The organism is Streptomyces sp. L2 (genome assembly GCF_004124325.1).
GTDB lineage: Bacteria > Actinomycetota > Actinomycetes > Streptomycetales > Streptomycetaceae > Streptomyces.
Genome location: NZ_QBDT01000001.1, coordinates 4,698,792 through 4,716,137 on the forward strand (window position 1 = coordinate 4,698,792; position 17,346 = coordinate 4,716,137).

Below are 17,346 nucleotides of genomic sequence, written 5' to 3' on the forward strand. Positions count from 1 at the left end.
TACGCCTCCGCGTTCAGCAATTGAACAGTTCTGTTGGTGTTCTTTGTTTGATTGTGATGATCCAGGGTGTTGTCGAGTTGTGGTTTGTTATGTTTGTTTGTGTTGAGTGATTGGGTGCGGACACACCTCTCGGATCCCCCTCGGATCCCTGGCGAGCGGTGTGCTGAACAAGGAGTCCCGGTGAAGAAGACCTCGACGCGGCTGGCCGACGGCCGTGAGCTGATCTACTACGACCTGCGGGACGACACCGTGCGCGACACGGTGGACCGGCGCCCGCTGGACCGTACGGTCACCACGTCCGAGGTCCGCCGGGACGTGCTGCTCGGCGACTCGATCGCCGTCGCCTCGCACCGCCAGGGCCGGATCTACCACCCCCCGGCCGACGAGTGCCCGCTGTGCCCCACCCGGGGCGAGCGGCTCAGCGAGATCCCGGAACCGTCGTACGACGTCGTCGTCTTCGAGAACCGCTTCCCTTCGCTCGCCGGGGACTCCGGCCGCTGCGAGGTCGTCTGCTTCACCTCCGACCACGACGCGTCCTTCGCCGACCTCGGCGAGGAACAGGCCGGCCTGGTCCTGGACGCCTGGACCGACCGCACCGCCGAACTGTCCCATCTGCCCTCCATCGAGCAGGTGTTCTGCTTCGAGAACCGGGGCGCCGAGATCGGCGTCACCCTCGGCCACCCGCACGGCCAGATCTACGGCTACCCCTTCACCACCCCGCGCACCGCCCTCATGCTCCGCTCGCTCGCCGCGCACCAGGAGGCGACCGGCGGCGCGAACCTCTTCGACACCGTCCTGGAACGCGAACTCGCCGGAGACCGGGTCGTCCTTGCGGGTGAACACTGGGTGGCGTTCGTGCCGTACGCGGCGCACTGGCCGTACGAGGTCCACCTGTACCCGAGGCGGCGCGTCCCCGACCTCCTCGCGCTCGACGAGGCGGCACGCACAGAATTCCCCCAGATCTATCTGGAACTCTTGAGGCGCTTCGACCGGATCTTCGGCACCGGTGAGCCTCCGACGCCGTACATCGCGGCCTGGCACCAGGCCCCGTTCGGCGCGCTGGAGGCGTTCGACGGGGTGAGCCGCGACGACTTCGCGCTCCACCTAGAGCTTTTCACCATCCGCCGTACTTCCGGCAAGCTGAAGTTTCTCGCGGGTTCCGAGTCCGGCATGAGCGTGTTCATCAACGACGTGCCGCCGGAGCGCGCGGCCGAGCGACTGCGAGAGGTAGCGAGTTCATGAAGTACCTGGTGACGGGTGGCGCGGGTTACGTCGGCGGGGTCGTGGCCCAGCACCTGCTGGAGGCCGGCCACGAGGTGACCGTCCTCGACAACCTCTCCACCGGCTTCCGCGAGGGCGTGCCCGCCGGGGCCGCGTTCATCGAGGGCGACATCCGCGACGCCGCCAAATGGCTCGACGCCTCCTACGACGGCGTCTTGCACTTCGCCGCGTTCTCCCAGGTCGGCGAGTCGGTGACGAAGCCGGAGAAGTACTGGGAGAACAACGTCGGCGGCAGCCTGGCCCTCATCGCCGCGATGCGCGAGGCGGGAATCGGCCGCCTCGTCTTCTCCTCCACGGCGGCGACGTACGGCGAACCCGAGCAGAGCCCCATCGCCGAGACCGCCCCGACACGCCCCACCAGCCCCTACGGCGCCACCAAGCTCGCCGTCGACCACATGATCACCAGCGAGGCGCACGCCCACGGCCTGGCCGCCGTATCGCTGCGCTACTTCAACGTCGCGGGCGCCTACGGCCGCTGCGGCGAACGGCACGACCCCGAGTCGCACCTCATCCCGCTGGTCCTCCAGGTCGCCCAGGGCCGCCGCGCGTCGATCTCCGTCTACGGCGACGACTACCCGACCCCCGACGGCACCTGCGTCCGCGACTACATCCACGTCGCCGACCTCGCCGAGGCCCACCTGCTGGCCCTGGACGCCGCCGCACCGGGCACGCACCTGATCTGCAACCTCGGCAACGGCAACGGCTTCTCCGTCCGCGAGGTCGTCGAAACGGTCCGCGAGGTCACCGGCCACCCGATCCCCGAGGTGATCGCCCCGCGCCGGCCCGGCGACCCGGCCGTCCTGGTCGCCTCGGCGGACACGGCCCGCGAAAGGCTCGGCTGGACCCCGTCCCGCGCGGACCTCAAGGAAATCGTCGCCGACGCCTGGGAGTTCACCCGGCACAACACGAGGGAGCGGTAGTGGCCAAACAGCAGGCCGCACAGCAGGTCGCGGACCATTTCACCGAACTGTACGGCTCGGCGCCCGAGGGCGTCTGGGCGGCGCCGGGCCGGGTCAACCTGATCGGCGAACACACCGACTACAACGACGGTTTCGTCATGCCGTTCGCCCTGCCGCACCGGGCGACCGCCGCGGTCTCCCGCCGCACGGACGGCGTCGTGCGCCTGCACTCGGCGGACATCGACTCCGGCGTCACCGAACTCCGCCTCGACTCCCTCGCCCCCGGCACGGACTCCACCTGGACCGCCTACCCCGCCGGCGTCCTGTGGGCCCTGCGCGAGGCGGGCCACACCGTGACCGGCGCCGACATCCACCTGTCCTCCACGGTCCCCACCGGCGCGGGCCTGTCCTCCTCGGCGGCCATCGAGGTGGTGACCGCGCTGGCCCTGAACGACCTGTACGGACTCGCCGTACCCGGCAGCCGGTTGGCCCGCCTCTGCCAACGGGCGGAGAACATCTACGTGGGCGCCCCCACGGGCATCATGGACCAGACCGCCTCCGCCTGCTGCGAGCCGGGCCACGCCCTGTTCCTCGACACCCGGGACCTCTCCCAGCAGCAGATCCCGTTCGACCTGGCCGCCGCGGGCCTGCGCCTGCTGGTCGTCGACACCCAGGTCACCCACGCCCACAGCGGCGGCGAGTACGGCAAGCGCCGCGCCGGCTGCGAGAAGGCCGCGAGCCTCCTCGGCGTGCACGCCCTGCGCGACATCCCGCACCCGGACCTCACCCCGGCCCTGTCCCGCCTGGCCGAGAAGGCCCGACGCACCGGGACGGCCGACGCCGAGGAACTGGTCCGCCTGGTCCGCCACGTCGTCACCGAGAACCACCGGGTGGAACGGACCGTCTCCCTCCTCCGCTCCGGCGACCCCCGGGCCATCGGCCCGATCCTCACCGAGGGCCACGCCTCCCTCCGCGACGACTTCCGCGTCTCCTGCCCGGAACTGGACCTCACCGTCGACACGGCCCTCACCGCCGGCGCCCTCGGCGCCCGCATGACCGGCGGCGGCTTCGGCGGCTCGGCGATCGTCCTCACGGCCGAGCCCGACGTCCCCCTGATCACCAAGGCCGTCGAAGAGGCCTTCACGACAGCGGGACACAAGCCACCCCGCGTCTTCGAGGCGGTGCCTTCGGCGGGAGCCCGGCGCCTGAACTGAGGCACGCGGGCGGCACTGCGCGGGGCTGGGCTGACCGTCTGGGCAGAGCTGTTCGTGCACCCGGTCGGGACGAGCAGGACGCGTAGCATCCTCCTGTTCCGGGGGAGCGCTCCGTCAGAGGATCGGTGGATGGACGACGGCGACATACGTTCGAGGTTCGACGGCCGGGGGCTGGTCGAGATCGAGGGCTACGCGGCGGTGAAGGAGCGGGCCGAGGAGATCGCGTACGCGCTCGGGTACGAGCTGATCCACACGGAGCGTCGCGGGGGAGCCGCCGTCCCCCTGGCGATGGGCGGGGCGTACCGCCGGCCGGCGCGGGTGCGTCTGGTCTTCCGGCGTGACGACGATCCGCGGGCCCGCCGGCGTGCCGAGCAGGCCATCGAACGGCTGCGCGCGGGCGGCCCGTTGCTGACGGACGCCGAGCTCACACCGCCCCCGCCGCCTCCGTCCCCTCCGCCGCCGTACACGCCCCGGCCGCCCGCGCCCCGCCCCCGGCGATCGCTGGAGCCGCAGCCGCCCCCGCCGCCGCGCCCACCCGGGCCACGGATCCCGCCCCGGCCGCTCCACCCGCCGCTTCCCCCGGCCCCGCCGGCGCCGTCTGCCGAGTAGGGCCAGCACCGCGGGTGCATACGATCGGACCCGTGGTGTCCAGGGTGGGGAGTGGTGAGGGGTGACCGGCACTGTTTCGCCGGCTGCGACGGTCGTCGGGCTGCGTTCCGTGCGGCTGCTGAGCCGGTGTGAGGACGGGGAGCGGTTGGGGGCGCTGGTGTGGGCGCCCGGGCCGGGGTGGCGGATGGTGAGCAGCGCTGTGCTGGGCGGGGGGATCGGGGAGCGGGGCTGGGTGGTCAACGCGCAGGTGTCGCACGGGTACCGGCGTACCGATCCCGAGCGGCATCTGGACGAGCTGGCCGCGGGGGCGGGGCTGGCTGGGCCGGGGGTGGGGCTGATGACCGCCGCCGATGTGTCCCGGTACGGGCACGCGGCCGACGGGGGCGCGGAGGCACTGGTCACGGCCGGGATAGGGGTGCGGGGGTGGGCCGCCTCCCCGGTGGAGGGCAGCGCACGTCCCGGGAGGCCGGGCACGATCAACATCGTCGTCCGTGTGCCCGTGGCGTTCACCGACGCCGCCCTGGTCAACGCCGTGGCCACCGCCACCGAGGCCAAGGTGCAGGCCCTGCTCGACGCCGGTCACGACTGTTCCGGCACGCCGACGGACGCGGTGTGCGTCGCCGCCCGCGTCCCGGCACCCGGCGACGAGGTGCACGCCTTCGCCGGGCCCCGGTCGCTGTGGGGCGCCCGGCTGGCGCGTGCCGTGCACGGGGCCGTGCGGTCCGCGATCGACGCCGGGGGCCGAGAAGTCAGCGCAGCGGCTTCAGCAGCGTGTACTCCGTGATCCCCGGCGGGTAGTCCGGGATCGCGCAGACCACCTTGTAGCCGTGCCGGCGGTAGAACTCCGGAGCCTGGAAGTCCCAGGTCTCCAGGCGGGAGGCGGTGCACCCGCGCTCGGTGCGGGCGATGCGTTCCGCGCTGCGCAGCAGGCGGCTGCCGAGGCCCGCGTCGCGGTGGGGGGCGGCCACCCAGAGGTAGGTGACGTGCAGCCAGGTCGTCCAGGTGTGGCCGACCAGGCCGCCGGCCAGGGCCCCGGTCTCGGTCATCGCCCACACGTGGAGGGGCGATTCGTGCTCGCCCGGGGTTCCGCGCAGGGCCGCCAGGACCGGGGAGGCCGCCGTATTGGTGTCCCGCAGCCGGGAACGGAGAAGATCGCGCCTCGCCTTGTCGACTTCCGCCTCAATACGAAACATGCGGCACACGATAAACGCCTCTGGCAGCCAGTTCTGCGCTTTGCCTTCCCCTCTCGCGCACCGTCCGTAAGCTGAGAAACGGTGTCGGCGGGGGGCCGGTGCCGTTCAGGGGGCGAACCGGGCGGGTACGGCGCCCGCGGTGGGGGTAGAGGTGTCCGCACGGTGGTTGCCGTGCGGTGCGCGCACTCCTGTCCGGGAGGCCGTGACCGCGCGACGCCGTCGCCTTCTGGGACCTTGATCGTCCCCCGCTCCGCGAGGAGCACGGGGGAAGGGGGTTTCGTGGTTCGTATCCGAGTCCTGGTCGTCGACGATCACCGCATCTTCGCCGAGTCGCTCGCCGCCGCCCTGGCCGCCGAGCCCGACGTCGACGTGTCCGCCGCCGGCAGCGGCCCGGCCGCGCTGCGCTGCATGGAGCGCGCCGCCGGCGAGGGCCGCCGCTACGACGTCCTGCTCGTCGACGCCGACCTGGGCGGCCGACTGCCCGGCACCGGCCTGTCCGGCATCGGGCTGCCCGGCACCCGGCCGGCCGTGCCGGTGCAGGCGGGCGACGAGGACGGCCTGGTCGACGGGATCTCCCTGGTCGCGGGGGTCAGAACCGCCCAGCCCGGGGTGCGGATCGTGGTCCTCGCCGAGAAGGACGACCCCCGGCGCGCCGCCCTCGCGCTGCAGGCCGGGGCGTGCGGCTGGGTCGCCAAGGACTGCTCGCTGTCCCGGCTGCTGACCGTGATCCGGGGTGTCCTGCGCGACGAGACCCACCTGCCGCCCGCCCTGCTCACCGGCGTCCTGAAGGAACTCACGGCAGCGCGCAAACACCGCACCGAGAGCGAGCGCCTGGTGCAGTCCCTCACCCCGAGGGAACGGGAAGTGCTGCGCTGCATGGTCGCCGGGCTCGGCAGGAAGGCCGTCGCCGAACGGCTGTTCCTGTCCCCGCACACCGTCCGCACCCACATGCAGAACGTCCTCGGCAAGCTCGGCGTCCACTCCACCCTCGCCGCCGTGGCCCTGGCCAGGAGGGCCGGGGTCGGCCCGGTGGAGCTGGAGACCCTAACCCGGGATGTTGTCGAACGGGGCGGTCAACTGGCGTAGCAGCCCCGCCAGTTCCGCACGCTGGGCGCGCGACAGCTCGGCGAGGATCGCCCGCTCCTGCGCCAGCAGTCCGGCCAGCGACTGGTCCGCGCGGTCGCGCCCCGCGTCCGTCAGCCGGACCAGCACACCGCGCCGGTCACTCGGATCCGGCAACCGCTCCACCAGGCCCTTCTTCGCCAGCCGGTCGATGCGGTTGGTCATCGTGCCCGACGTGACCAGGGTCTGCGTCAGGAGCTGGCCGGGGGAGAGCTGATACGGCACTCCCGCGCGCCTGAGCGCGGTCAGCACGTCGAACTCCCAGGGCTCCAGCTGGTGCTCGGCGAACGCGAGCCGACGCGCCCGGTCCAGGTGCCGGGCCAGCCTGCTCACCCGGCTGAGCACCTCGAGCGGCTCCACGTCGAGGTCCGGGCGCTCCCGGCGCCACGCTGCGACCAGCCGATCGACCTCGTCCTCCATGGAGATCAGTGTAGTGGTTGTGTCGACATGAAGTCTCTTGATGTCGAGTCTCTTGACGTCGAGAGAATTGATGGGGGACAGTGGGATCATGAACTCGCCGATCTGGGACCCCGGCCAGTACCTCCGCCACGCCGGTCACCGTGCCCGCCCCTTCACCGACCTCCTCGCCCGCGTGCCCGCCCTGCCGGCGGCCCGCCCCCGCATCGCCGACCTCGGCTGCGGCCCCGGCAACGTCACCGTCCTCCTCGCCGAACGCTGGCCCGACGCCCACATCACCGGCTACGACAACTCGCCCGAGATGCTCGACAAGGCGCACGTCGACCACGGGGGACCCACGAGCGGTGCCGGGCGGCTCGACTTCACCCACGCCGACCTGCGTACCTGGACCCCCGCGGAACCGCAGTCGTACGACCTGGTCATCACCAACGCCACCCTGCAGTGGGTGCCCGGCCACACCGACCGCTTTCCCGACTGGATCGCCGGCCTCAAACCCGGCGGGACCTTCGCCCTCCAGGTGCCGGACAACATCGACGCACCCCTGCACGCCCTGATGCGCGAACTCGCCGCCACTCCCCGCTGGAAGAGCCGCCTCGCCGACGTCCTGCGCCGCCCCGACTCCGTGCCCGCCCCCGGCGTCTACCTGGACCACCTCGCCCGCCTCGGCTGCACGCCCGACGTGTGGCAGACGACGTACCACCACGTCCTGGCCGGCGAGGACCCCGTCCTGGACTGGGTCAAGGGCACCGGGCTGCGGCCCGCCCTCACCGTCCTCGCCGACGACCCCGACGCCCGGGACGCCTTCCTCACCGAGTACCGGGACCTGCTCCGCCAGGCCTACCCGGCCACCCCGTACGGCACGGTCCTCCCGTTCCGCCGCCTGTTCGCCGCCGCCGTGAAGGAGGCCTGAGCATGATCGCCGCACTCGACCACGTCCAGCTCGCCGCCCCACCCGGCTCCGAGGACACCCTGCGCGCCTACTACACCGGCGCGCTCGGCATGACGGAGATCCCCAAGCCGCCCGTCCTCGCCGCCCGCGGCGGCTGCTGGTTCCAGGCCGGGGCCGTCCAGCTCCACCTGGGCGTCGAGGAGGACTTCCACCCGGCGAAGAAGGCCCACCCCGGGCTCCGGGTCACCGGCATCGACGCCTACGCCGCCCGGCTCGCCGCCCACGGAGCACCCGTCACCTGGGACGACAACCTCCCCGGCCACCGCCGCTTCTACTCCGAGGATCCGGCCGGCAACCGCCTGGAGTTCCTGGAGCCGGTCAGGCCGTCCGGCCCAGGTGGTGATGAGGATGCGCACCACAGTGCGTCGACGGCTTCGTAGAGAAGCGGGTCCGGAAGCCGTGGGTCACGATGCCGTAGGACCCGGGCGCAACCCCAGGATGCACCTGACCTCCGCATGGGGAACGCCCTCCCCCAGCGTGCCCTCCGCCTTGCGTCGCCGGTAGTCGGCGACCGCCAGGGCGTCTTCGAGATCCTCGATCACCTGCGGCGGGACCAGGAGCGCGGCGACATGGCCCTGATCGGCGAGCGCGATGATCTCCCGGCCGTCCTTCACACGCCGCACGAGGTCATCGAGCTCGGAGCGGGCGGCGCTGATCTCGATCTCCGTCACGCCGGCAGACTGCCAGGAGACGAACCTCACGGTCCACAAGTCCCACCCCTGCGGGTGAACCTCAGCTCTTCCGGTGGCCTATCAGCCGCGGCTTCGGCTCCAGGCCGTCCAGGCCGTGCCAGGCCAGGTTCACCAGGTGCGCCGCCACCTCGGCCTTCTTCGGGCGGCGCACGTCCAGCCACCACTGCCCGGTCAGCGCGACCATGCCGACCAGAGCCTGCGCGTACAGCGGGGCGAGCTTGGAGTCGAAACCGCGGTTCTTGAACTCGCGGCCCAGGATGTCCTCCACCTGGGTCGCGATGTCCGAGATCAGCGACGCGAACGTACCCGTCGACTGCGGGATGGGGGAGTCCCGGACCAGGATGCGGAAACCGTCCGTGTACTCCTCGATGTAGTCCAGCAGCGCGAACGCCGCCTGCTCGCACAGCTCCCGGGGGTGCCCGGCGGTCAGCGAGGACGTCACCATGTCCAGCAGCCGCCGCATCTCACGGTCCACGACGACCGCGTACAGGCCCTCCTTGCCGCCGAAGTGCTCGTACACCACCGGCTTGGACACCCCGGCCTTCGCCGCGATCTCCTCCACCGACGTGCCCTCGAAACCCTTCGCCGCGAACAGCGTGCGACCGATCTCCAGCAACTGCTGGCGGCGCTCGGCACCGGTCATACGGGTCCGGCGCGCGCGCCGCGGTTTCTCGCTGCTGGAGGTACTGGAGTCGGTCGCCACGGCGTCAATCATGCCGCCTCGGCGCTCTCCTTCCCGCGCTGGGAGCCGCCTTCCCCGGTGTTACGGCGGGAATCGATACGCGAGCGTGACGGCCAGCGCACGTCGTACGCCCAGCCGGCCACCTCGAACCAGCGGATGAACCGGGCCGAGGAGTCGATCTGCCCGCGCATCACCCCGTGCCGCGCCGACGTCGGGTCCGCGTGATGCAGGTTGTGCCAGGACTCGCCGCACGACAGCACCGCCAGCCACCACACGTTGCCCGAACGGTCCCGTGACTTGAACGGACGCTTGCCCACCGCATGGCAGATCGAGTTGATCGACCACGTCACATGGTGCAGCAAAGCCACTCGTACGAGTGAACCCCAGAAGAAGCCGGTGAACGCCCCCCACCAGGACATCGTCACCAGGCCGCCGATCAGCCCCGGCAGCGCCAGCGACAGCACCGTCCACAGCACGAACTGCCGGGACACCGCCCGGATGGCCGGATCCTTGATCAGATCCGGCGCGTACTTGTCCTGCGGAGTCTGCTCCTCATCGAACATCCACGCGATGTGCGCCCACCACAGGCCCTTCATCAGCGCCGGAAGCGTCTCACCGAACCGCCACGGCGAATGCGGGTCGCCCTCCGCGTCGGAGAACTTGTGGTGCCGGCGGTGGTCCGCCACCCAGCGCACCAGCGGCCCCTCCACCGCCATCGACCCGATCACCGCCAGCGCGATCCGCAACGGCCGCTTCGCCTTGAACGAACCGTGCGTGAAGTACCGGTGGTACCCGATCGTCACGCCGTGACAGGACAGGAAGTAGAAGAACACCAGCAGGCCCAGGTCGAGCCAGCTCACCCCCCAGCCCCAGGCCAGCGGCACCGCCCCCACCAGCGCCACGAACGGCACGATGATGAACACCAGCAGCGCGATCTGCTCGATCGAACGCTTCTTCTCACCACCCAGCGTGGCGGATGCGGCTGTGCCGGCGGCCTCGCGGGCTTCGTCGATCACATCGGAACTAGAGGTCATGCGCGTCCCCTGTGGGGTCGAGGGTTGAGACAGATACCCGGTCTGCGGCACCGGACAGGAAGCGAGCGGTACTTCCCTACGGTTCCGTAACCTACGGCGTCGTAAGTATGGCAGCGAGTCGTCCCGCGGCAAGAGCCCCACAGCCTGCGCGTCCGCATGGACACCTATCCTTGGAGTCGGTCGGACAGCGCGGTCCGCTCTGAATCCTTCCCGGACGCCCCGGCCGGTATGCGGCACCCCGCCGCGCGGCCAAACGCCCGGGTTCCCTCCAGACCAGCTTCCACACTGCAAGGAGCCGCACCCGTGAGCAGTGCCGACGACCAGACCACCACGACCAGCACCGAGCTGCGAGCCGACATCCGCCGGCTGGGCGACCTCCTCGGCGAGACCCTCGTACGGCAGGAAGGCCCCGAGCTCCTCGACCTGGTCGAGAAGGTCCGCCGCCTCACCCGCGAGGACGGCGAGGCCGCCGCCGAACTGCTGCGCGGCACCGAACTGCAGACCGCCGCCCAACTGGTCCGCGCCTTCTCCACCTACTTCCACCTCGCCAACGTCACCGAACAGGTCCACCGAGGCCGCGAACTGCGCGCCCGCCGCGCCGCCGAGGGCGGCCTGCTCTCCCGCACCGCCGACCGGCTCAAGGACGCCGACCCCGAGCACCTGCGCCAGAGCGTCGCCAACCTCAACGTCCGCCCCGTCTTCACCGCCCACCCCACCGAGGCCGCACGCCGCTCCGTCCTCAACAAGCTGCGCCGCATCGCCGCACTCCTGGACACCCCCGTCCTCGAATCCGACCGCCGCCGCCACGACGTCCGGCTCGCCGAGAACATCGACCTCGTCTGGCAGACCGACGAACTCCGCGTCGTCCGCCCCGAACCCGCCGACGAGGCCCGCAACGCCATCTACTACCTCGACGAACTCCACGCCGAAGCCGTCGGAGACGTCCTCGAAGACCTCACCGCCGAACTGGAACGCGTCGGCGTCAAGCTCCCCGACGCCACCCGCCCCCTCACCTTCGGCACCTGGATCGGCGGCGACCGCGACGGCAACCCCAACGTCACCCCCCAGGTCACCTGGGACATCCTCATCCTCCAGCACGAACACGGCATCAACGACGCCCTGGAGACGATCGACGAACTACGCGGATACCTCTCCAACTCCATCCGCTACAGCGGCGCCACCGAGGAACTCCTCACCTCCCTGAAGGCCGACCTCGACAACCTCCCCGAGATCAGCCCCCGCTACAAGCGCCTCAACGCCGAGGAGCCCTACCGGCTCAAGGCCACCTGCATCCGGCAGAAGCTGGAGAACACCAAGCAGCGCCTCGCCAAGGGCACCCCCCACGAGAACGGCCACGACTACCTCGGCACCGCCGAGCTCCTCACCGACCTGCGGATCATGCAGAACTCCCTGCGCGAACACCGCGGCGGCCTCTTCGCCGACGGCCGCCTCGGCCGCACCATCCGCACCCTCGCCGCCTTCGGCCTCCAGCTCGCCACCATGGACGTCCGCGAACACGCCGACGCCCACCACCACGCCCTCGGCCAGCTGTTCGACCGCCTCGGCGAGGAATCCTGGCGCTACGCCGACATGCCTCGCGACTACCGGGCCAAGCTCCTCGCCAAGGAACTCCGCTCCAGAAGGCCCCTCGCCCCCGTCCCGGCCCCCGTCGACGCCGCCGGACAGAAGACCCTCGGCGTCTTCGAGACCATCAAGCGCGCCCTCGACGTCTTCGGCCCCGAAGTCATCGAGTCCTACATCATCTCCATGTGCCAGGGCGCCGACGACGTCTTCGCCGCCGCCGTCCTCGCCCGCGAAGCCGGCCTCCTCGACCTCCACGCCGGCTGGGCCAAGATCGGCATCGTCCCCCTCCTGGAGACCACCGACGAACTCCGCGCCGCCGACACCATCCTGGAGGAGATGCTCTCCGACCCCTCCTACCGGCGCCTCGTCGCCCTGCGCGGAGACGTCCAGGAAGTCATGCTCGGCTACTCCGACTCCTCCAAGTTCGGCGGCATCACCACCAGCCAGTGGGAGATCCACCGCGCCCAGCGCCGCCTCCGCGACGTCGCCCACCGCTACGGCGTCCGCCTGCGCCTCTTCCACGGCCGCGGCGGCACCGTCGGCCGCGGCGGCGGCCCCTCCCACGACGCCATCCTCGCCCAGCCCTGGGGCACCCTCGAAGGCGAGATCAAGGTCACCGAACAGGGCGAGGTCATCTCCGACAAGTACCTCATCCCGTCCCTGGCCAGGGAAAACCTCGAACTGACCGTCGCGGCCACCCTGCAGGCCTCCGCCCTGCACACCGCACCCCGCCAGTCCGACGAGGCCCTCGCCCGCTGGGACGCCGCCATGGACGTCGCCTCCCAAGCCGCCCACGCCGCCTACCGCCGGCTCGTCGAGGACCCCGACCTGCCGACCTACTTCCTCGCCTCCACCCCCGTCGACCAGCTCGCCGACCTGCACCTCGGCTCACGGCCCTCCCGCCGCCCCGGCTCCGGCGTCTCCCTCGACGGCCTGCGCGCCATCCCCTGGGTGTTCGGCTGGACCCAGTCCCGGCAGATCGTCCCCGGCTGGTACGGCGTCGGCTCCGGCCTCAAGGCCCTGCGCGAAGCCGGCCTCGACACCGTGCTCGCCGAGATGCACGAACAGTGGCACTTCTTCCGCAACTTCATCTCCAACGTCGAGATGACCCTCGCCAAGACCGACCTGCGGATCGCCCAGCACTACGTCGACACCCTCGTCCCCGGCGAACTCAAGCACGTGTTCGACACCATCAAGGCCGAACACGAACTCACCGTCCGCGAAGTCCTGCGCGTCACCGGCGAGAAGGAACTCCTCGACGCCCAGCCCGTCCTCAAGCAGACCTTCACCATCCGCGACGCCTACCTCGACCCGATCTCCTACCTCCAGGTCACCCTCCTCAAGCGCCAGCGCGACGAGGCCGCCGCCGGCGCCGACCCCGACCCGCTGCTCTCCCGCGCCCTCCTCCTCACCGTCAACGGCGTGGCGGCGGGCCTGCGCAACACCGGCTGATCCGCCGGCCACGACACACGAAGGGTGCCCCCGAGGCCGTACGACCCCGGGGGCACCCTCATGCGCTACAGCCGGTTCAGCCCCGCACGGCCTTCCGGCGCCGGGCCACCAGATAGCCGCCCGCACCGACCAGCACCGCCGCGGCACCCGACACCAGACCCACCGGAACACCGTTACCGGTCTCGGCCAGCCCACCACCCGGCGCGGACGGCGACACGGACGGCACCGCACCCGGGGACGAGGACGACACGGACGGCACCGGCGACGACGAGGACGGCGCCGAGGACGACGGCGACGGGGCCGGCGCGGAACCGGACGGCCTGCCCGACGGCGTACCGCCGCCCCCGCCCTGCGATCCGGAGCAGTCCGTCCAGAACACCTTGTGCTTCGCCGACCCCTTCTCCCCGTCGAAGTTCCAGAACAGCTTGTAGTGCCCGTCCGGCAGCGACATGTCCGCCGTACGGCCATGACCGTCGCCGTCCAGCGTGATCGCACCGGACTTCACGGTCTCGCCCTTCGTGTGGGCCGTCGGCGCCCAGGCCTCGATGTGCCAGTCCACCTGCTGCACCGCGTCAAAACCGAACGCGTCCAGATAGAACGTGCACACGTGCGGCTCGTTCCGGCGCGGCACCTCGCCGGTCTTCGCGTCATGGATCTTCACGGTGCCGTTGTCACCGTGGGGAGCGGCCTGGGCGGCCGGCGCGCACAGCAGCGCCGCCGAGAGACCGGCGCCGAGCACGCCGGCGCGGATGAGGGTACGCATGGGGCAGTTCCATCTTCGTGTGGCGAACGGGGAAGATGTGGAGGGGGCGGTTCAGCTTCCGGCGCCCACTGACCTGCGGTCAATCACGAAGACGCAACACTCAGGCCCCGCACACACGTGAAGAACGGCCCAACACCGCAGAGCCCCCCAAACCCCATCCCCTCACAGGGCCAGAAACGTCCCCGTCAGCAACACGGCACCCGAACCCGCCAGCACCCACGCCACCCGGGTCAGCCGCATCCCGCCCGCGACCACCACCGACGCCAGCAGCAGCGCACCGCCCAACGGCACCCACGCGTACAGGATCCCCGCCGGCCCCGACCGCACCACCCGGTCCGTCCCCGGCTCCACCACCACGTCGTACGTCCGCCCCCGGCGCACCGCGACCGCCTGGTCGATCACCACCCGGTCCCGCGCCCGCGCCCCCGCCGACACCGGCCGGAACGCACCCGTACAACCGTCCCCCGCACAGCGCACCACCTTCACCGTGCCGCGCTCACGCCCCTTCGTCAGCATCACGTACTGCGCGGTCCCCCAGGAACCCCACACCCCCGCGAACAGAATCAGCACGGCGAGCGCGCCCATCACCGACACCCGCCCCCACCGCAACGCGGAGACGGACGCCTGGCGGGCACGGATGGCTGTGGCAGGCATGGCCGGGATCATTGGCCATACCGCTACGATCGGTCAACTCCGCTGGGCGCCAACACAGGACAAGTCAGGAGTTGTACGCCCAGACCTCAGGACTGGTTACGCACACAGCTCAGGAGTTGTACGCACTCTGCGCCCGCTCCAGCCCCTCCGCCAGCAGACACTCCACCGCATCCGCAGCCCGGTCCACGAAATAGCCCAGCTCCTTGCGCTCCGCCGAACCGAAGTCCTTCAGCACGAAGTCCGCCACCTGCATCCGCCCCGGCGGCCGACCGATCCCGAACCGCACCCGGTGGTACTCCGCGCCCATCGCCTTCGTCATCGACTTCAGCCCGTTGTGCCCGTTGTCACCACCACCCAGCTTCAGCCGCAACGTGCCGTAGTCGATGTCCAGCTCGTCATGCACGGCCACGACATTCGACAGCGGCACCTTGTAGAAGTCCCGCAGCGCGTTCACCGGACCACCCGACAGGTTCATGTACGACATCGGCTTCGCCAGCACCACCCGACGGTTGGCCGGCCCCACCGGACCGATCCGCCCCTCCAGCACCTGCGCCTGGGCCTTCCCGGCCCGCTTGAACTTCCCCCCGATCCGCTCCGCGAGCAGATCCACCACCATGAACCCGACGTTGTGCCGGTTCATGGCGTACTCCGGCCCGGGATTCCCGAGCCCGACCACCAGCCAGGGGGCATTGACGGGGGCACTCACGTCCACGACTCCTCACGAAGGCAGCCGCTGCCTCCAGAAAGGAAGCAGCGGCTGATCCACAACTGCGTTGATCCGCTGTGGGCAATCGTTCCACAGGGTGATGGGGGTCCCCCCGCCCGAGCGAAGCCGAGGGTGGGGGAGGGTAGGCACAGCCGACAGCGCCGGGCACCGATCAAAACGCCGCCCAGCCCTGCCAAGGCCGAACCGCCGGCGGCTCAGGCCTCGGCGACCTCTTCGGCGCCCTCTTCGCCCTCACCCTCGGCGGCCTCCTCGGCCTGCGCCGCGAGCACCTGGAGGACGACCGCGTCCTCCTCGACCGCCAGCGAGACGCCCGACGGCAGCGTGATGTCCTTCGCGTGGATCGAGGCACCCGCCTCCAGCCCCTCCACGGACACCGTCACGGCCTCCGGGATGTGCGTCGCCTCGGCCTCGACCGGCAGCGCGTTCAGCACGTGCTCAAGCAGGTTGCCACCCGGGGCCAGCTCGCCCTCGGTGTGCACCGGAATCTCGACGTTGACCTTCTCGCCGCGCTTGACCAGCAGCAGGTCGACGTGCTCCAGGAAGCCCTTCAGCGGGTCGCGCTGCACGGCCTTCGGGATCGCCAGCTCGTTGGTCTTGCCGTCGATGTCCAGGGAGATCAGGACGTTCGGCGTACGCAGCGCCAGCAGCAGCTCGTGGCCCGGCAGGGTCAGGTGCAGGGGCTCGGTACCGTGGCCGTACAGCACGGCGGGGACCTTGCTGGCGCGGCGGACACGGCGGGCCGCACCCTTGCCGAACTCGGTGCGGGTCTCGGCGGAAAGCTTGACCTCGGACATGGGGATCAACTCCTCGTAGAACTAGTCGGCGGACGTGGTCACCCGGCCACGAACGGCCTGCTACGAAGAGCGCGTCGATAACGGACCACCGGACCCCGCACCAGCACCCGCCGGAAACGGAGCACGGCCTCCCTCGCCGAGCAACTCCAGCAGTCTACTCGGCGGGAAGGCCGCACCCAAAAGGATCTTCGGCTAACGCCGGAACGTGAGCCGCGACGCGGTGTGCAGAAACCTCACTGCTCGTCGAAGAGCGAGGTCACCGACCCGTCCTCGAACACCTCACGCACCGCGCTCGCGATCGTCGGAGCGATCGACAGCACCTTGATCTTGTCCAGATCCGCAGCCAGCTCACCCGGCGTCGGCAGCGTGTCCGTGAACACGAACTCACTCACCCGCGAGTTCTTCAACCGGTCCGCCGCCGGACCCGACAGCACACCGTGCGTCGCCGTCACGATCACGTCCTCCGCCCCATGGGCGAACAACGCGTCCGCGGCGGCACAGATCGTCCCACCCGTGTCGATCATGTCGTCCACCAGGACACACACCCGACCCTTGACCTCACCCACGACCTCGTGGACCGTCACCTGGTTCGCCACGTCCTTGTCCCGGCGCTTGTGCACGATCGCCAGCGGCGCACCCAGCCGGTCACACCACCGGTCCGCCACCCGCACCCGGCCCGCGTCCGGCGACACGATCGTCAGCTTGTCCCGGTCCACCTTGCCGCCCACGTAGTCCGCCAGCAGCGGCAACGCGAACAGGTGATCCACCGGACCGTCGAAGAAGCCCTGGATCTGATCCGTGTGCAGGTCCACCGTCAGGATCCGGTCCGCACCCGCCGTCTTCATCAGATCCGCGATCAGACGCGCCGAGATCGGCTCACGCCCACGGTGCTTCTTGTCCTGCCGCGCGTAACCGTAGAACGGCACGATCACCGTGATCGAACGCGCCGACGCACGCTTCAACGCGTCGATCATGATCAACTGCTCCATGATCCACTTGTTGATCGGCGCCGTGTGGCTCTGGATCAGGAAACAGTCCGCACCACGCGCCGACTCCTGATACCGCACATAGATCTCACCATTGGCGAAGTCGAAGGCCTTCGTCGGGACGACCCCGACACCCAGCTTCTGGGCGACCTCCTCGGCAAGCTCGGGGTGGGCGCGGCCGGAGAAGAACATCAACTTCTTCTCGCCGGTCGTCTTGATCCCGGTCACAGCACTGTCTCCTCAGAGGTTCTCAGCCGGCCGACTGCTCAAACGGCCCCACGACTCCACGCGCGA

The 17,346-nt window shown here is 70.7% G+C and carries 19 protein-coding genes; 9 read left to right on the forward strand and 10 right to left on the reverse strand.

The window, feature by feature from the left end; all coding sequences use genetic code 11:
* Window positions 1-180: 180 nt before the first annotated feature.
* From galT to DBP14_RS21035, 5 genes are all read left to right on the forward strand, one after another.
* A complete protein-coding gene (gene galT / locus DBP14_RS21015) occupies window positions 181-1,242 on the forward strand; it encodes a galactose-1-phosphate uridylyltransferase (protein ID WP_129308703.1) in 1,062 nt (353 codons plus the stop codon).
* On the forward strand, window positions 1,239-2,201 hold the full coding sequence (gene galE, locus DBP14_RS21020) for a UDP-glucose 4-epimerase GalE (protein ID WP_129308704.1): 963 nt from the start codon (window positions 1,239-1,241) through the stop codon (window positions 2,199-2,201). Before galT ends, galE begins: the two co-directional genes overlap by 4 nt.
* Window positions 2,201-3,394 carry a galactokinase gene (gene galK / locus DBP14_RS21025; protein ID WP_129308705.1) on the forward strand — a complete coding sequence of 398 codons (1,194 nt, stop codon included), beginning with the start codon at window positions 2,201-2,203 and terminating at the stop codon, window positions 3,392-3,394. Before galE ends, galK begins: the two co-directional genes overlap by 1 nt.
* Window positions 3,395-3,523: 129 nt before the next feature.
* Window positions 3,524-4,003 carry a hypothetical protein gene (locus DBP14_RS21030; RefSeq protein WP_129308706.1) on the forward strand — a complete coding sequence of 160 codons (480 nt, stop codon included), beginning with the start codon at window positions 3,524-3,526 and terminating at the stop codon, window positions 4,001-4,003.
* 100 nt (window positions 4,004-4,103) lie between these two features.
* The gene (locus tag DBP14_RS21035; RefSeq protein ID WP_241741264.1) at window positions 4,104-4,787 is read left to right on the forward strand and encodes an adenosylcobinamide amidohydrolase; all 684 of its coding nucleotides are present in this window, start codon (window positions 4,104-4,106) and stop codon (window positions 4,785-4,787) included.
* On the opposite strand, the gene DBP14_RS21040 is transcribed toward DBP14_RS21035, so the two are convergent.
* A complete protein-coding gene (locus DBP14_RS21040; RefSeq protein WP_129308707.1) occupies window positions 4,753-5,196 on the reverse strand; it encodes an N-acetyltransferase in 444 nt (147 codons plus the stop codon). The two genes, DBP14_RS21035 and DBP14_RS21040, sit on opposite strands and share 35 nt — an antisense overlap.
* Window positions 5,197-5,475: 279 nt before the next feature.
* Between DBP14_RS21040 and DBP14_RS21045 the strand changes: the two genes are divergently transcribed.
* Entirely contained in the window at window positions 5,476-6,282 is an 807-nt protein-coding gene (locus DBP14_RS21045; RefSeq protein ID WP_164992380.1) for a response regulator transcription factor, read from the forward strand.
* Here DBP14_RS21045 and tamR read toward each other — a convergent pair.
* Window positions 6,241-6,738 carry a MarR family transcriptional regulator TamR gene (tamR, locus tag DBP14_RS21050; protein WP_129308709.1) on the reverse strand — a complete coding sequence of 166 codons (498 nt, stop codon included), beginning with the start codon at window positions 6,736-6,738 and terminating at the stop codon, window positions 6,241-6,243. The two genes, DBP14_RS21045 and tamR, sit on opposite strands and share 42 nt — an antisense overlap.
* Window positions 6,739-6,826: 88 nt before the next feature.
* On the opposite strand from tamR, the gene DBP14_RS21055 reads away from it, so the two are divergent.
* Window positions 6,827-7,645: a trans-aconitate 2-methyltransferase gene (locus tag DBP14_RS21055; RefSeq protein WP_129308710.1), complete on the forward strand. Its 819-nt coding sequence runs from the start codon at window positions 6,827-6,829 to the stop codon at window positions 7,643-7,645.
* 2 nt (window positions 7,646-7,647) lie between these two features.
* Window positions 7,648-8,064, forward strand: coding sequence for a VOC family protein (locus tag DBP14_RS21060; RefSeq protein ID WP_129308711.1), 417 nt, complete (start codon window positions 7,648-7,650; stop codon window positions 8,062-8,064).
* Window positions 8,065-8,088: 24 nt separating this feature from the next.
* Here the strand turns inward: DBP14_RS21060 and DBP14_RS21065 are convergent, their stop codons facing one another.
* The 3 genes from DBP14_RS21065 to DBP14_RS21075 all read right to left on the reverse strand — a co-directional run bounded on the left by DBP14_RS21065 (window position 8,089) and on the right by DBP14_RS21075 (window position 10,092).
* Window positions 8,089-8,355 (reverse strand): type II toxin-antitoxin system Phd/YefM family antitoxin, encoded by a 267-nt coding sequence (locus tag DBP14_RS21065; RefSeq protein ID WP_129308712.1) that lies wholly within the window; start codon window positions 8,353-8,355, stop codon window positions 8,089-8,091.
* A 61-nt stretch (window positions 8,356-8,416) separates the two neighbouring features.
* Complete coding sequence (locus DBP14_RS21070) at window positions 8,417-9,091, reverse strand: TetR/AcrR family transcriptional regulator (protein ID WP_129308713.1); 675 nt, start codon at window positions 9,089-9,091, stop codon at window positions 8,417-8,419.
* A complete protein-coding gene (locus DBP14_RS21075) occupies window positions 9,088-10,092 on the reverse strand; it encodes a fatty acid desaturase (protein ID WP_129311996.1) in 1,005 nt (334 codons plus the stop codon). The genes DBP14_RS21070 and DBP14_RS21075 overlap by 4 nt, the downstream gene beginning before the upstream one ends.
* A 303-nt stretch (window positions 10,093-10,395) precedes the next feature.
* On the opposite strand from DBP14_RS21075, the gene ppc reads away from it, so the two are divergent.
* Window positions 10,396-13,128: a phosphoenolpyruvate carboxylase gene (ppc, locus tag DBP14_RS21080; RefSeq protein WP_129308714.1), complete on the forward strand. Its 2,733-nt coding sequence runs from the start codon at window positions 10,396-10,398 to the stop codon at window positions 13,126-13,128.
* A 76-nt stretch (window positions 13,129-13,204) separates the two neighbouring features.
* On the opposite strand, the gene DBP14_RS21085 is transcribed toward ppc, so the two are convergent.
* The 5 genes from DBP14_RS21085 to DBP14_RS21105 form a co-directional block, all read right to left on the reverse strand.
* Window positions 13,205-13,891 carry an LPXTG cell wall anchor domain-containing protein gene (locus DBP14_RS21085; RefSeq protein WP_129308715.1) on the reverse strand — a complete coding sequence of 229 codons (687 nt, stop codon included), beginning with the start codon at window positions 13,889-13,891 and terminating at the stop codon, window positions 13,205-13,207.
* A 162-nt stretch (window positions 13,892-14,053) separates the two neighbouring features.
* Window positions 14,054-14,557: a hypothetical protein gene (locus DBP14_RS21090; RefSeq protein WP_129308716.1), complete on the reverse strand. Its 504-nt coding sequence runs from the start codon at window positions 14,555-14,557 to the stop codon at window positions 14,054-14,056.
* Window positions 14,558-14,654: 97 nt separating this feature from the next.
* Window positions 14,655-15,257 (reverse strand): aminoacyl-tRNA hydrolase, encoded by a 603-nt coding sequence (gene pth / locus DBP14_RS21095; RefSeq protein ID WP_129308717.1) that lies wholly within the window; start codon window positions 15,255-15,257, stop codon window positions 14,655-14,657.
* A 209-nt stretch (window positions 15,258-15,466) separates the two neighbouring features.
* On the reverse strand, window positions 15,467-16,066 hold the full coding sequence (locus DBP14_RS21100) for a 50S ribosomal protein L25/general stress protein Ctc (RefSeq protein ID WP_129308718.1): 600 nt from the start codon (window positions 16,064-16,066) through the stop codon (window positions 15,467-15,469).
* A 233-nt stretch (window positions 16,067-16,299) separates the two neighbouring features.
* Window positions 16,300-17,280: a ribose-phosphate diphosphokinase gene (locus DBP14_RS21105; protein ID WP_129308719.1), complete on the reverse strand. Its 981-nt coding sequence runs from the start codon at window positions 17,278-17,280 to the stop codon at window positions 16,300-16,302.
* Window positions 17,281-17,346: the final 66 nt, after the last annotated feature.

Coding starts and splice junctions, on each gene's coding strand:
- DBP14_RS21030 (WP_129308706.1), top strand. CDS start 3,524: ATGGACGACGGCGACATACGTTCGAGGTTCGACGGCCGGGGGCTGGTC.
- tamR (WP_129308709.1), bottom strand. CDS start 6,738: ATGGAGGACGAGGTCGATCGGCTGGTCGCAGCGTGGCGCCGGGAGCGC.
- DBP14_RS21060 (WP_129308711.1), top strand. CDS start 7,648: ATGATCGCCGCACTCGACCACGTCCAGCTCGCCGCCCCACCCGGCTCC.
- DBP14_RS21090 (WP_129308716.1), bottom strand. CDS start 14,557: ATGATCCCGGCCATGCCTGCCACAGCCATCCGTGCCCGCCAGGCGTCC.
- galE (WP_129308704.1), top strand. CDS start 1,239: ATGAAGTACCTGGTGACGGGTGGCGCGGGTTACGTCGGCGGGGTCGTG.
- DBP14_RS21070 (WP_129308713.1), bottom strand. CDS start 9,091: ATGATTGACGCCGTGGCGACCGACTCCAGTACCTCCAGCAGCGAGAAA.
- DBP14_RS21075 (WP_129311996.1), bottom strand. CDS start 10,092: ATGACCTCTAGTTCCGATGTGATCGACGAAGCCCGCGAGGCCGCCGGC.
- DBP14_RS21040 (WP_129308707.1), bottom strand. CDS start 5,196: ATGTTTCGTATTGAGGCGGAAGTCGACAAGGCGAGGCGCGATCTTCTC.
- DBP14_RS21085 (WP_129308715.1), bottom strand. CDS start 13,891: ATGCGTACCCTCATCCGCGCCGGCGTGCTCGGCGCCGGTCTCTCGGCG.
- DBP14_RS21055 (WP_129308710.1), top strand. CDS start 6,827: ATGAACTCGCCGATCTGGGACCCCGGCCAGTACCTCCGCCACGCCGGT.
- DBP14_RS21100 (WP_129308718.1), bottom strand. CDS start 16,066: ATGTCCGAGGTCAAGCTTTCCGCCGAGACCCGCACCGAGTTCGGCAAG.